General features: G+C 71.9%; 13 protein-coding genes. 10 read left to right on the top strand and 3 right to left on the bottom strand.

Going from position 1 to position 14,052, the window contains the following annotated elements:
- Positions 1-13 precede the first annotated feature (13 nt).
- Positions 14-1,030, bottom strand: a complete 1,017-nt coding sequence (locus tag AB0H81_RS00825; RefSeq protein WP_358367277.1) for a LacI family DNA-binding transcriptional regulator — start codon at positions 1,028-1,030, stop codon at positions 14-16.
- A gap of 181 nt (positions 1,031-1,211) precedes the next feature.
- On the opposite strand from AB0H81_RS00825, the gene AB0H81_RS00830 reads away from it, so the two are divergent.
- The 4 genes from AB0H81_RS00830 (at position 1,212) to AB0H81_RS00845 (ending at position 5,545) form a co-directional block, all read left to right on the top strand.
- The gene (locus tag AB0H81_RS00830) at positions 1,212-2,645 is read left to right on the top strand and encodes a glycoside hydrolase 43 family protein (protein ID WP_358367278.1); all 1,434 of its coding nucleotides are present in this window, start codon (positions 1,212-1,214) and stop codon (positions 2,643-2,645) included.
- A 30-nt stretch (positions 2,646-2,675) separates the two neighbouring features.
- Positions 2,676-3,734, top strand: a complete 1,059-nt coding sequence (locus tag AB0H81_RS00835) for a pectinesterase family protein (RefSeq protein ID WP_358367281.1) — start codon at positions 2,676-2,678, stop codon at positions 3,732-3,734.
- 180 nt (positions 3,735-3,914) lie between these two features.
- Positions 3,915-4,433, top strand: coding sequence for a SigE family RNA polymerase sigma factor (locus tag AB0H81_RS00840; protein ID WP_358367282.1), 519 nt, complete (start codon positions 3,915-3,917; stop codon positions 4,431-4,433).
- Entirely contained in the window at positions 4,430-5,545 is a 1,116-nt protein-coding gene (locus AB0H81_RS00845; protein ID WP_358367284.1) for a hypothetical protein, read from the top strand. Before AB0H81_RS00840 ends, AB0H81_RS00845 begins: the two co-directional genes overlap by 4 nt.
- 14 nt (positions 5,546-5,559) lie before the next feature.
- Here the strand turns inward: AB0H81_RS00845 and AB0H81_RS00850 are convergent, their stop codons facing one another.
- Positions 5,560-6,333, bottom strand: a complete 774-nt coding sequence (locus AB0H81_RS00850; protein ID WP_358367285.1) for a M15 family metallopeptidase — start codon at positions 6,331-6,333, stop codon at positions 5,560-5,562.
- A 228-nt stretch (positions 6,334-6,561) separates the two neighbouring features.
- Between AB0H81_RS00850 and AB0H81_RS00855 the strand changes: the two genes are divergently transcribed.
- The 6 genes from AB0H81_RS00855 to AB0H81_RS00880 are packed head-to-tail and all read left to right on the top strand — an operon-like array spanning position 6,562 to position 13,266.
- Positions 6,562-6,912 (top strand): bifunctional 3-phenylpropionate/cinnamic acid dioxygenase ferredoxin subunit, encoded by a 351-nt coding sequence (locus AB0H81_RS00855; RefSeq protein ID WP_358367288.1) that lies wholly within the window; start codon positions 6,562-6,564, stop codon positions 6,910-6,912.
- The gene (locus tag AB0H81_RS00860) at positions 6,909-8,081 is read left to right on the top strand and encodes an FAD-dependent oxidoreductase (RefSeq protein WP_358367290.1); all 1,173 of its coding nucleotides are present in this window, start codon (positions 6,909-6,911) and stop codon (positions 8,079-8,081) included. Before AB0H81_RS00855 ends, AB0H81_RS00860 begins: the two co-directional genes overlap by 4 nt.
- Positions 8,082-8,095: 14 nt before the next feature.
- Positions 8,096-9,181, top strand: a complete 1,086-nt coding sequence (locus AB0H81_RS00865) for an S-(hydroxymethyl)mycothiol dehydrogenase (RefSeq protein WP_358367291.1) — start codon at positions 8,096-8,098, stop codon at positions 9,179-9,181.
- Entirely contained in the window at positions 9,181-9,867 is a 687-nt protein-coding gene (locus AB0H81_RS00870) for an MBL fold metallo-hydrolase (protein ID WP_358367293.1), read from the top strand. The genes AB0H81_RS00865 and AB0H81_RS00870 overlap by 1 nt, the downstream gene beginning before the upstream one ends.
- A gap of 28 nt (positions 9,868-9,895) precedes the next feature.
- Positions 9,896-11,017, top strand: coding sequence for an aromatic ring-hydroxylating dioxygenase subunit alpha (locus AB0H81_RS00875; RefSeq protein ID WP_358367296.1), 1,122 nt, complete (start codon positions 9,896-9,898; stop codon positions 11,015-11,017).
- A gap of 2 nt (positions 11,018-11,019) precedes the next feature.
- Entirely contained in the window at positions 11,020-13,266 is a 2,247-nt protein-coding gene (locus AB0H81_RS00880; RefSeq protein WP_358367299.1) for an FdhF/YdeP family oxidoreductase, read from the top strand.
- Here AB0H81_RS00880 and AB0H81_RS00885 read toward each other — a convergent pair.
- Positions 13,238-14,011, bottom strand: a complete 774-nt coding sequence (locus AB0H81_RS00885; protein WP_358367302.1) for an IclR family transcriptional regulator — start codon at positions 14,009-14,011, stop codon at positions 13,238-13,240. The genes AB0H81_RS00880 and AB0H81_RS00885 overlap by 29 nt on opposite strands.
- Between the last annotated feature and the right edge of the window lie 41 nt (positions 14,012-14,052).

A 14,052-nucleotide genomic window follows, 5' to 3' on the forward strand; every position in this document is an offset into this window, starting at 1 on the left:
ACCGCCAAGGAGATCAGCGGGGAGCGGCGGTGCTGGCGCGGACGACGAGGGTGGTGGGCAGCTCGACCCGGGCCGGGGCGTCCGCCGACAGCAGGGCGGTCAGCGCGGCGGCGCCCAGGCCGTTCCAAGGCTGGCGGACGGTGGTCAGCGGGGGCGTGACGTGCGTCCCGGCCACGGAGTCGTCGAAGCCGACCACGCTGACGTCTTCCGGCACCCGGTGGCCGCGCTCGGCGAGCGCCTGGCACACCCCGGCGGCCATCGCGTCGGAGCAGGCGAAGACGGCGGTCGGCGGGTCCGGCAGCCGGTCGAGCAGCTCGCGGGTGGCCCGCAGGGCCTCCTCGCCCCGGAAGTTGCCGCACACCTCCCAGCGCGGGTCCACGGGCAGGCCCGCTCCGGCCATGGCCTCCCGGTACCCGGCCAGCCGCTCGACGGCGCAGGGCACGCCGGGACGGCCGGTGACGACGGCGATGCGCCGGTGGCCGAGGCCGACTAGGTGCTCGACCGCCGACCGGGCGCCGGCCTGGTTGGCGGAGACGACGACGGGCACGCCGGGCGGGGGCTCGCGGCGCGGGTCCACGATGACCGCGGGGATCCCGCGGTCGGTCAGCCAGGAGCGCTGGGAGGCGGTCGGGGCGGTCCGTACGAGCAGGATGCCGGCGCTGTCGCGGGCGCTCATCCGGTCCAGCCAGGCGGCCGGCGGCCGGCCGTTCTTGGTGCGGCCGGTCACGGAGGAGACGACGACGTCGATGCCCAGCCGCCAGGCCGCGTCCTCGACGCCGCCGAGGACCGCCAGCGCGTACGGCGAGTCGAGGCCCTGGAGCATGACGTCGACGAGGCTGCCGCGGCGCTGCTTGAGCCGCTGACGGGGGTAGCCGCGGCGTTCCAGCACGTCGGCGACGAGGCGGCGGGTGTGCGCGGAGACGTCCGACCGGCCGTTGAGAGCTTTGGAAACGGTTGCGACGGACACTCCGGCCTCGCGGGCGATGACTGCCAGCTTGGGCAACGGGGGTGGCGTGCTTTCGGCCGTCATGTCCCCAACTGTGCCTGCAGCATCGCGTCCCTGCCACCCCCGGGGGTGCGAAAATTTCGAGGTTCGGGCGTTTCCGCTGCTCGGCGCGCCGGATCCGGCCGCGTCCCATTGACGTCACCTCTCCGCGGGCGGATCGTTTTGTGCAACCGGTTGCACAACTTTGACCCAGGAGAGTTCCACCGTGGCCCTCGGCCTTTCCTCCCGCTACCGCAACCCCGTGCTCAACGCGGACTGGTCGGACCCCGACGTGATCCGCGTCGGCGACGACTTCTACCTGACCGCCTCCAGCTTCACCAAGGTGCCGGGGCTGCCGATCCTGCACTCCCGCGACCTGGTCAACTGGACGATCATCGGCCACGCCGTGACCCGGGGACACGACGACGTGCGACCCGGCTGCGGCGTGTGGGCCCCGTCGCTGCGCCACCACGACGGCCGTTTCTGGATCTTCTACGGCGACCCCGACGTGGGGATCTGCCAGGTGAACGCCGCGGACCCGCTTGGGCCGTGGACCGAGCCGCACCTGGTCAAGCCCGGGCTCGGCCTCATCGACCCGTGCCCCCTGTGGGACGAGGACGGCCAGGCTTACCTCGTGCACGCCTGGGCCAGAAGCCGGGCGGGGGTGAGCAACCGGCTCACCCTGCACCGCATGTCACCGGACGCCCGCGAGGTGCTCGACGAGGGCACGCTCATCGTCGACGCCGACCTGCTGCCCGGCTACCGCACGCTGGAGGGCCCAAAGCTCTACCGGCACGACGGCCACTACTGGATCTTCGCCCCGGCCGGGGGCGTGGCGACCGGCTGGCAGTCGGTCTTCCGGTCGCGCTCGATCTTCGGCCCGTACGAGGACCGGATCGTGCTGGAGCAGGGCGGCACCGACGTGAACGGCCCGCACCAGGGCGGCTGGGTGGACACGCCGTCCGGCGAGCACTGGTTCATGCACTTCCAGGACCGCGGCGCGTACGGGCGGGTCGTGCACCTCCAGCCGATGGAGTGGCGGGACGGCTGGCCGGTCATGGGCGCGAACGGCGTGCCGGTGCCGGACGGTCCCCTGCCGGTGCCCGGCGGGGAGCCGGCCGCGCCGGCCACGTCCGACGACTTCGCCGGGCCCGGCCTCGGCCTCCAGTGGAGCTGGCAGGCCAACCCCGACCCCTCCTGGTGGGAGCTGCGCGACGGGACGCTCCGGCTGACCTGCGTGCCCGGCCCCGCGGACCTGCGGGAGCGCCCGGCCGTCCTCACGCAGCGGCTCCCCGGCGACCCCTGCACGGTCACCACGCGGGTCACGCTCAAGGGCGCGGGCCGCGCCGGGCTGGCCGTCGTCGGCCACACCTCCGCCTCCGTGGCGGTCGAGCCGGCGCCGGACGGGTCCGCCGTCGTGCGCGCGGGCTCGGCGCGGGTGGCCGTGCCCGAGGGGACGGCCGTCACCCTCGGCGCGCGCGTCGGGGAGGGCGCGGTCGTCACGTTCCTGGCCGACACGGGGGACGGCCTGCGCCCGCTCGGCGAGCCGTTCCACGCCACGCAGGGCCGTTGGGTGGGGGCGGTGCTCGGCCTGTTCGCCGAGGGCGACGGGACGGGACAGGCGATCTTCGAGGGATTCACCGTGCACATCGCAAGGTAGGCATCTGGCACCTCCGGTCAAGGAGCGCACATGAGACCCGTCCTCGCACTCGCGGTCGCGACACTGGCCGCCGCCTCAACCCTCACCGCCCCGGCCGCGGCAGCCCCCACCGCCGCGGCCGGGGCCACCGCGCGCCGGGACCTCGTCGTGGCCGCCGACGGCACAGGTGACCACCGCACCGTCCAGGCCGCCATCGACGCCGTGCCCGCAGGGTCGTCCTCGCGGGTGACCATCCTGGTCAGGAAGGGCACGTACCGGGAGGTGGTGACCGTACCGGCGAACAAGCCGAACATCTCGCTGGTGGGCGCGACCGGTGACCCGCGCGACGTGGTCATCACGTACGACAACGCCGCGAGTACCCCGAAACCGGACGGCAGCGGTACGTACGGCACGTCCGGCAGCGCCAGCGTCGTCGTGTCCGGCAACGACTTCGTCGCGCGGAACCTCACGTTCCAGAACGCCTACGACGAGCGGGCCCACGGCAACAGCCAGGCCGTCGCCGTCCGCACCACCGGCGACCGGCTGATCTTCGACAACGTCCGCTTCCTGGGCAACCAGGACACCCTGTACGCCAACTCGCCGTCCACCACGACCGTGTCGCGGCAGTACTACCGCAACTGCTACGTCGAAGGGGACGTGGACTTCATCTTCGGCCGCGGCACGGCGGTGTTCGACCGGTGCACGATCAGGTCGCTGAACCGTGGCAGCAGCAGCAACAACGGCTACGTCACGGCCGCCAGCACCGAGATCGCCAACCCGTACGGGTTCCTGATCTACCGCAGCACCCTGGTGGGCGACCTGCCCGCGCAGTCCGCGTACCTCGGCCGCCCCTGGCCCGCCGGCGGCTCCACCACGGCCCGCGGCCAGGTGCTGGTCAGGGAGTCGACGCTCGGCGCCCACGTCAAGCCGGCCCCCTGGACGGACATGTCCGGCCTGAGCTGGCGCGACGCCCGCCTGTCGGAGTACCGCAACACGGGGCCGGGCGCGGGGGTGAACGCCAACCGCCCCCAGCTCACCGACGCCCAGGCGGCGGCCCTCACCCCGCAGCGCTACCTCGCGGGCCCGGACGGCTGGAACCCGCTGACGTAAGATCGCCGGGTAGCCGCCCCGGAGGAACCGGCCAGAACGCTGGTGATCACCCGCACCGTCGAGCCCCCGGACGGCCCCGCCCCCCGCGTGCTGGGGATGCGGGCCGGCAAACCCCTGTGACGGACACCTGCAACCTTTCGCCCGCCAGGTGGCGTTGGCAACGGGCGAGAGGAGATCACCTTGGATCGTCACGACGGCTTCCGCGAGTTCGTGCTCGCCCGCCAGCAGGCGCTCATGCGCACCGCGTACCTGCTGACGGGCGACGCCCACCTCGCCGAGGACCTGCTGCAGAGCGTCCTGATGAATGTGGTGCGGCAGTGGCACAAGCTGTCGAAGGACGGCAACCCCGAGGCGTACACCCGCAAGGCGCTGGTCAACCAGTACATCTCCTGGAAGCGGCGCCCACGCCCCGAGGTGCCGAGCAGCGACCCGCCCGAACGCTGCGTCTCGCACGACGACGCCACGCTCGACCGCATCGTGCTGCGCCAGGCCCTGGACCGGCTGACGCCCAAGCAGCGGGCCGTGATCGTGCTGCGCTTCCGTGAGGACCTCAGCGAGGCCCAGACGGCCGAGCTGCTCGGGTGCTCCGTCGGCACCGTCAAGAGCCAGACCCACCACGCGCTGGCCCGGCTGCGCGCCGTGGCGCCCGAGCTGGCGCACCTGCTGTCCGAACGGGAGATCGTGGAGGTGGCGCGGTGACGCGGCTGCGGGAGACATTGAACGACATCGCCGACGAGGCGCCCCTGGTCAACCTGGCCGACGTGGCCATCGCCGGCTACCGCAGGCGCCGCCGCCTCACCACGGGCGCGGCGGCCCTGGGCACGGCGCTGGTGCTGGCCGCGGCGACGGTCGCCACCACGGTTCCCTGGCAGCATCAGCAGCCGGCCGCGTCCCAGGACGCCGCCACGGTGCCGGACCTGCCCGCCGGGAAGGTCGGGCCGCTCAGTCACGCGTACCAGACGCGGTGCGAGGTGACCACGCAGAGGAGCCTGAACTGCGACGACGTCGAGTGGCGTGTGGTCACCGCCGCCGGCGCCACCTACCGCGTGCCGCAGGCGCTCGCCATGACCACCAAGGAGTGGAGGGTGCCGGTCTCGATCAGCCGGGACGGGCGCATGCTCGCCTACTACAGCCGTCAGGCCCAGGCCCACGTGATCCGTGACCTGATGACCGGCACCGAGGTGACCTCTCCCGTCCCGATCACGGAGGACCGGATCGGCGCGGGCTCCATGCTCGTGGTCTCCGACGACGGCCGGTACGTGGTCTTCGACCCTCGCGAGGGCAGCAAGGATCCCGGAACTCTGATCGACGTGCGCACCGGCAGGACGGTGTCGCTGAACGGCAAGTACGAGGTGGTCAGCGCCAAGGGCGGCGTCGTCGAGCTGGTCCGGTACGTCAAGACGGACCTGTGGCTGATGCCCGTCACCGGAGGCGGCAAGCCGGTGCGCTTCAAGGGTCCGTACATCATGTTCAACGAGGTGAGCCCCGACGGCCGCACCGTGATCGCCGTGCACTGGGACCGAAGGAACCGTGACCTGAAGACCGGCACCGTGACCGTGCTCGACGTCAAGAGCGGACGCGTCGTGCGCACGCTCCCCATCCGCGGCCTGCCGAAGGACAACAAGTACACCGCCCTCCTGAGCACGGGTCCCTGGACGAGCGGACACGAGTTCACGGTGGTGTACGCGACGAAGGAGCGCGTGGCCACGTACGCGGTGGACGCAGATACGGGACAGGCCCGGCAGCTGACCGGCTACCAGAGGGCCTTCGGCGAGCTGGTCCTGCCAGGCGTCGGCGAACCCGTCAGCTGACGGGACCCGAGCCCTCAGCGGCCGCTGCGGGAGAAGTGCTGGTAGTCCTTGGTGCCGGACCAGGAGCCGCCCCAGCCCCAGTCCACCGAGGCGAACGTGCGCACCACGCGGTCGCCCGGGTTGATGACGGCCTTGCCGCGCATCGGCCGGTGGGCGTACTTCTTGGCGTTGGCGTGGGCGGTGCTGCCCGAGGCGGTCACGTACGGGTTCTCGCGCGGGTTGAGGTCCACCGCCTCCCCGTACGCGTGGTTGGACCAGTTGCTCGATCCCGTGGCGGCGCGGCAGTTGAAGGCCGAGGTGTTGTCCGCGTCGATGGAGTCGTAGTCGTCGCCCTTGTAGACGTCCACGAGCCGCATCTGCCTGATCGGGTACCGCATGGCGTACAGCTTCTTGAAGACGGTCACGACGTCGTCGGTGACGGTCTTGCGCACGACCAGTTCGCCGGTGTGGGCGCGGTCGTCGAAGCCCCAGTACGTCATCGTGACCAGGCGCAGGTCCTTGTAGGAGACCGGGCAGCCGGGACGCCAGGAGTACGGCAGGCGTTTGCGGGCGATCGGGGTGACCTTGGCGGCGAACGGCGGTGGGCCGGTCCTCGTGGGCGTCGGAGTGGGAGCCGGGGTGGTGGCGCCGGCCTCGCCGGTCGTCGACGTGGTGGCGGGCGGCGGGCTTTGTATGGGTGAGCCCTGTGTGGGTGAGCTCTGGGTGGACGAGGCGGCGGGGGCCGACTGCCCGCCGCCGCACGAAATGGACGCGAGCACCACGAACGCCATGGTGGCGGCACCTTTCATCTGGCCACCCTACGCGAAGAGTGCCGGAAGCCCACAAGAGGGAAGCGTGTCATCCCCGCAGGCCACGGCGTAGCGGGAGGCCGTGGAGGCCCACGCTCGGAGCTTTTCCCGCAAACAGAAATCCGGCCCCAGGTCACCGCAAACCGGTATTGACATCCGCATTCCGCACCCGCACTCTGTTGCGTATAACGCTAGACGTTGCTCTTTGTGAAACCGGGGTGTGCCACGATGATCCCAGCGTGCCCTCTCGCGTCCCTGCCGCGAGGCGAGGCCCTCCGCCTCGACGTCGATCCGCCCATCGCCGTCTTCCACACCGACGACGGGGACATCCTCGCGATCGACGACACCTGCACCCACCAGGACGCCTCCCTCGCGGACGGCTGGCTGGAGGGCTGCGAGGTCGAGTGCCCGTTGCACGCCTCGCGGTTCGACCTGCGCACCGGCCAGGTGGACGCGCCGCCCGCCAAGCGGCCGGTCCGCACTCACCAGGTCGTCGTCGAGGACGACGTCATCTACGTCGTGCCGTCGGAGGCGCCGCCCAACCTTCCGCCCGGCGTCACCCTGAAGGGGCAGGCGTGAACACGATCTGCGTGGTCGGCGGCTCGCTCGCCGGGCTGCTCACGGCTCGTGCCCTGCGCAGCCAGGGCTACGGCGGGCGGCTCGTCGTCATCGGCGAGGAGCCGCACCGGCCCTACGACCGCCCCCCTCTGTCCAAGGACTTCCTCAAGGGCGCGATCGGTGAGGCCGACCTGGCCCTGGAGGGCGAGGACGAGGAGCCGGGCATCGAATGGCGGCTCGGCGTGGCCGCCACCCGCCTCGACGCGGCCGCCCGCCGCATAACGCTGAGCGACGGGACCTCCCTCGCGGCCGACGGCGTCGTCATCGCCACCGGCGCGGCCGCGCGTACGCTGCCCGGCACCGAGGGGCTGCGCGGGGTGCACACGCTGCGCACCCTGGATGACGCCCGCGCCCTGCGCGACGACCTCGGGACCGCCAGGAGGCTGGTGGTGATCGGTGGCGGCTTCATCGGTGCCGAGGTCGCCGCCTCCGCCCGGGAGCTCGGCCTCGACGTCACGCTCGTCGAGTCCGGCCCGGCGCCGCTGGCCGGCGTCATCGGCCTCACGATGGCGCAGGCCATCGCCGGCCTGCACGAGCAGCGCGGCGTCCGGCTGGTCCGCGGCGTCCAGGTGACGGAGGTGACCGGCACGGACCGCGCCGACGGCGTACGGCTGTCGGACGGCACGCACCTGCCCGCCGACGTCGTGGTCGCCGGGATCGGGGCCGTCCCCAACACCGCCTGGCTGCGGGGCAGCGGGGTGGAGCTGGGCGACGGCGTGCTCTGCGACGAGGGCGGCGGCACCTCGATCCCCGGCGTCGTGGCCGTCGGCGACTGCGCGGCCTGGTGGGACCCGGCGCAGGGCCGCCACCACCGGATCGAACACTGGACCGGCGCCCGCCAGCGGGCCGTCGTCGCGGCGGCGACCCTGCTGTCCGGCGGGACCGCCCGCCCCGAGCCCGCGCGCCCCGCCTACTTCTGGTCCGACCAGTTCGACGTGAAGATCCAGTTCATCGGGCACGCCCGCGACGCGGACACGGTGACCGTGGAGGAGGGCGACCCGGCGGGCGGCAGCTTCCTCGCCGTCTACCGGCAGGGCGAGCGCCCGGTGGCGGTGCTCGGCGTCAACCAGGTCCGGCTGTTCACCCGCTGGCGCCGCCATTTGGAGACCGCGCCGGTGCAGGCCGGCTGAAACAGGAGTGAATCATGGCTCATGAAGTGCGCGGCGTGGTCGCGACGGGCAAGGGCAAGCCGGTCAGCCTGGAGACGATCCTGGTGCCGGACCCGGGTCCCGGCGAGGCGCTGGTCAAGGTGCAAGCGTGCGGCGTCTGCCACACCGACCTGCACTACCGCGAGGGCGGCATCAACGACGACTTCCCGTTCCTGCTCGGCCACGAGGCCGCCGGCGTGGTCGAGGCCGTCGGCCCGGACGTCACCGAGGTCGCGCCCGGCGACTTCGTGATCCTCAACTGGCGGGCGGTGTGCGGGTCCTGTCGCGCCTGCCTCAGGGGCCGCCCGCAGTACTGCTTCGCCACCCACAACGCCACCCAGAAGATGACGCTCGTGGACGGCACGCCGCTCAGCCCGGCGCTGGGCATCGGCGCGTTCGCGGAGAAGACGCTGGTGGCCGCGGGGCAGTGCACCAAGGTCGATCCGGCCGCCTCCCCGGCCGCCGCGGGACTCCTCGGGTGCGGCGTGATGGCCGGTCTCGGCGCGGCCGTGAACACCGGCGCGGTCGGCCGCGGCGACTCGGTCGCGGTCATCGGCTGTGGTGGCGTCGGCAACGCGGCGGTCGCCGGGGCGCGGCTGGCCGGCGCCACCACGATCATCGCCGTCGACGTGGACGACCGGAAGCTGGAGTGGGCGCGCGGCTTCGGCGCGACACAGACCGTGAACGCCAAGGAGGCCGACCCGGTCGAGCGGATCAGGGAGCTCACCGGCGGGTTCGGCGCGGACGTGGTGATCGACGCGGTCGGCCGGCCGGAGACGTTCAAGCAGGCGTTCTACGCCCGCGACCTGGCCGGGACGGCCGTGCTCGTGGGGGTGCCCACGCCGGAGATGACGCTGGAGCTGCCGCTGCTCGACGTCTTCGGCCGCGGCGGCTCGCTGAAGTCCAGCTGGTACGGCGACTGCCTGCCCAGCCGTGACTTCCCCATGCTGGTCTCCCTCTTCCTGCAGGGGCGCTTCGAGCTGGACGCCTTCGTCACCGAGACCATCGGCCTGGAGGACGTCGAGGAGGCCTTCGCCAAGATGCACCACGGCGAGGTGCTGCGGTCTGTGGTGGTGCTCTGATGGATCCGCAGCGAAGCGAGGACATCCATCAGAGCCGCCGGGCGGAGCCCGGCCAAATAGACGCAGTGCTGGACAAAATCATCACGTCCGGGACGTTCTCCCTCGACGGTGGCACCTGGGACGTCGACAACAACGTCTGGCTGATCGGCGACGACGACCAGGTGCTCGTGGTCGACGCGGCCCACGACGCCGACGCGATCGAGCGGGCCGTGGGCGGCCGGCGCGTGACCGGGATCGTGTGCACGCACGCCCACGACGACCACGTGAACGCCGCGCCCGAGCTGGCCGCGCGCACCGGGGCGCCCGTGCTGCTGCACCCGGACGACGAGGTGCTGTGGAAGCTCGCGCACCCGTCGGCGACGCCGGACCGGGCGCTGGCCAACGGGCAGATCCTGCGGGTCGGCGACCTGGCCGTGCATGTCCTGCACACCCCGGGGCACGCTCCGGGAGCGGTCTGCCTGTACGTGCCGGAGCTCGGCGCGTTGTTCTCCGGCGACACCCTCTTCCAGGGCGGCCCGGGCGCCACGGGCAGGTCGTACAGCGACTTCCCGACGATCATCGCGTCGATCAGCCGGACCCTGCTCACGCTCCCCGCCGAGACTGTGGTGCACACCGGCCACGGCGACGACACCACCATCGGAGCCGAGGCTCCGCAGCTCGAGGACTGGATCCGCCGAGGGCACTGACCCGGCACGTACCCAGAGGAGTACTCCCGTGACCACCTCAACATCGACGGCCTCCAGCGTGATCCCCACCCTGCCGGGCCGCTACTACACCGATCCAGAGCTCTTCGCGCTGGAGCAGAAGAACATCTTCGAGGCGATGTGGTTCTGCGTGGTGCGCTCGTCCGACCTGCCCAAGCCGGGCTCCTTCAAGACGGTGCAGGTCGGCACCGAGAATTTGATCATCAGCCGGGCGCGTGACGGGTCGATCCGCGCCTTCTACAACGTGTGCCGGCACCGCGGCGCGACCCTCTGCACGGAGGAGTCGGGCGAGGTGAAGCGCGCCTTCCAGTGTCCCTACCACGCGTGGACCTACGACCTCGACGGCAAGCTGATCGCGGCGCCCAACCTGAGCAAGATGGCCGACCTGGACCGGGTGCGGTACGGGCTGGTCAAGGCGCACGTGCGGGAGTGGCTCGGCTACGTGTGGGTCTGCCTGGCCGAGAACCCGCCGTCGTTCGAGCAGGACGTGCAGGGCGCGGTGGTGGAGCGGCTGGGCTCCCTGGAGATGATCGACAACTACGGTGTGGCGGAGCTGGAGGTGGGCCGGCGGATCGTCTATGACGTCAAGGCCAACTGGAAGCTCATCGTCGAGAACTTCATGGAGTGCTATCACTGCGCCACGATCCACCCCGAGCTGACCGAGGTCCTGCCGGAGTTCGCCGACGGCTACGCCGCGCAGTACTTCGTGGGCCATGGCGCCGAGTTCGGCGAGCAGGTCGAGGGCTTCACCGTCGACGGCACGGCCGGGCTCGACCGCATCCCGGGCGTGAGCGAGGACCAGGACCGCCGCTACTACGCGATCACCGTCAAGCCGCAGGTGTTCATCAACCTGGTGCCCGATCACGTTATCCTGCACCGCATGTTCCCCGTCGCGGTCGACCGCACGGTGGTGGAGTGCGACTGGCTGTACCTGCCCGGCGTCGTGGCGAGCGGCAAGGACCTCGACAAGTCCGTCGAGCTCTTCCATCGGGTCAACGAGCAGGATTTCGACGCCTGCGAGCGCTGCCAGCCCGCGATGAGTTCGCGTACGTACGCGGAGGGCGGCGTGCTGGTCCCGAGCGAGCACCACATCGGCGCCTTCCACGAGTGGGTCCAGGACCGGATCGGCTAGTGGTGAGCGGAGAGGACGAGGAGGAGCCGCGCGTCCGCCCGCCCAAGGACTGGGCGGGCGGGCTGCCCGCGGTGGGGAACGCGATGCGGATCGCCCAGCGTCAGATGGGCGCCGCCCGTTCCGTCCGGACGCTGCTGCTGGTCAACCAGAAGAACGGCTTCGACTGTCCCGGCTGCGCCTGGCCGGAGGGCGAGCACCGCAGCCCGGCGGAGTTCTGCGAGAACGGCGCGAAGGCCGTCGCCGAGGAGGCCACCACGCACCGGGTCGGACCGGAGTTCTTCGCCGCGCACCCGGTGAGCGACCTGGCCGTCCGCAGCGACTACTGGCTCGGCCAGCAGGGCCGGCTGACGGAGCCGATGCACAAGCCGCCCGGCTCCGACCACTACGTGCCGATCGGCTGGGCGCGGGCGTTCGAGATCGTCGCCAGGGAGCTGCGCGCCCTCGGCGGTCCCGACGAGGCCGTCTTCTACACCTCGGGCCGCACCTCGAACGAGGCGGCCTTCGCCTACCAGCTGCTCGTGCGCCGGCTGGGCACCAACAACCTGCCCGACTGCTCCAACATGTGCCACGAGTCCAGCGGCTCGGCGCTGACCGAGACGCTGGGCATCGGCAAGGGCACGGTGTCGCTGGACGACCTGCACCGCGCCGAGCTGATCCTCGTGGTGGGCCAGAACCCCGGCACGAACCACCCCCGCATGCTGACGGCGCTGGAGCGGGCCAAGCGCGGCGGGGCGCGGATCATCGCCGTCAACCCGCTGCCCGAGGCGGGCCTGCTGCGCTTCAAGAACCCGCAGCGTCCCTCCGGGCTGGGCCGCGGCACCGAGCTCGCCGACCGTTTCCTGCAGATCCGGCTCAACGGGGACATGGCGCTGTTCCAGGCGCTGTCCCTGCTGCTTCTCGACAGCGTCGACCGGCGCTTCGTCGACGAGCACACGTACGGGTTCGAGGCGTGGGAGAAGCACATCCGCGGCCTCGACTGGGAGAAGGTCCTGGCGGCGACCGGGCTGTCGCGGGAGGAGCTGGAGGAGACGGCCGGCGACGTCCGCGCGGCGGGCTCGGTCGTCGTCTGCTGGGCCATGGGGCTGACGCAGCACCGCAACTCGGTGGCGACGATCAGGGAGGTGGTCAACTTCCTGCTGCTGCGCGGCAACGTCGGCCGCCCCGGGGCGGGCGTGTGCCCGGTGCGCGGCCATTCCAACGTGCAGGGCGACCGGACCATGGGCATCTACGAGAAGCCCTCGGCCGCCTTCCTCGACGCGCTGCGCGACGAGTTCGGGTTCGAGCCGCCACGCCGTCACGGCCTCGACACGGTGGACGCGATCCGCGCCATGCGCGACGGGACGGTCAAGGTCTTCTTCGGCATGGGCGGCAACTTCGTCCGGGCGACACCCGACAGCGAGGTGACGGAGGCGGCGCTGCGCCGTACCCGGCTGACGGTGCAGGTGTCCACCAAGCTCAACCGCTCGCACACGGTGTGCGGCGAGGAGGCGCTCATCCTGCCGGTGCTGGGACGCACCGAGCGCGACGAGGCCGGCTATGTCACCGTCGAGGACTCCATGGGGCTCGTCCACGCCTCCCGGGGCACGCTCAGGCCCGCCTCACCCCACCTGCTCTCGGAGGTGTCGGTCGTCTGCCGGCTGGCCCGCGAGCTGTTCGGCGAGGACGGGCACGTGCCGTGGGCGGAGTTCGAGCGCGACTACGGCGCGATCAGGGACCGCATCGCGCGGGTCGTCCCCGGCTTCGAGGACTTCAACGCGCGGGCGCCCGGCGGGTTCGCGCTGCCCAACGCGCCGAGGGACGAGCGCCGCTTCCCGACGGCCACGGGCAGGGCCAACTTCACCGTCAACGAGCTGGAGGTGCTGAGCGTGCCTCCCGGGCGGCTGCTGCTCCAGACGGTCCGCAGCCACGACCAGTACAACACCACGATCTACGGGCTCGACGACCGCTACCGCGGGGTCAAGGCGGGCCGCCGGGTTATCTTTGTGCACCCCGGCGACCTGGCCGAGCGGGAGCTGGCCGACGGTGACCTGGTGGACCTGGTCAGCGAGTGGCCCGACGGCGAGCGCACGGCCCCGGGGTTCAGGGTGATCGCCTATCCCACGGCCCGCGGCTGCTGCGCGGCCTATTTCCCCGAGACGAACGTGCTGGTGCCGCTCGACTCGGTGGCCGAGACGTCCAACACCCCGACCTCGAAGAGCGTGGTGATCCGGCTGGTGCGAGCTAGCCCGCGTAGCCCAGGCGGCGGCTGATCTCGCCGGCCCCGCCGATGAGGACGGGGGCGAGCTCCCGCATGCGCTCGCCGCTGAAGCGGTAGGCGGGCCCGGAGGCGCTGACCGCGGCGACGACCTCGCCGTGGTAGGCGCGGATGGGCGCGGCCATGGCGTTGAGCCCGTCCTCCAGCTCCTCCAGGCAGTAGCCGTAGCCCGCGGCGCGGATCTCGGTCAGCTGCTCCTGGAGCTTGTCGACGTCGGTGACGGTCCGCGGCGTGAGGCTCTCCAGGTGGACGTCGGCCAGCAGCCGGGCGCGCTCCTTGTCGCCGAGGTGGGCGAGGAGCACCTTGCCGCTGGAGGTGGCGTGCAGCGGGGTGATCTGGCCGACCCAGTTGTACGCGGTGACGGCCGACGGGCCGCGGACCTGGTCGAGGTTGACGGCGTAGGCTGAGCGGAGCACGGCGATGTTGACCGTCTCGCCGATCTCCTCGGCCAGGCGGTGGCAGACGGGCCGGGCGCGCTGGATGACGTCCATCTGCGTGCTGACCCCGCCGGCCAGGCGGATGATGCCGAAGCCGAGACGGTACTTCCCGCGGTCCTCGGCCTGCTCGACCAGGCCGCGGGCCTCGAGCGCGCCGAGCAGCCGGAACGCCGTCGACTTGTGCACGTCGATCTCGGCCGCGACCTCGCTCACCCCGGCCTCGCCCCGGCGGGAGAGGATCTCGAGGACGCTGATCGCCCTGTCGACCGACTGCACACCGCCACTGCCCGACTCGTTGCTCATAGCGAAACTGTAAGTGCTTGGGGGAACTTCGTCGATCGCAG

Origin of the sequence: Nonomuraea sp. NPDC050691 (assembly GCF_040654455.1) — a bacterium.
Lineage (GTDB): Bacteria > Actinomycetota > Actinomycetes > Streptosporangiales > Streptosporangiaceae > Nonomuraea.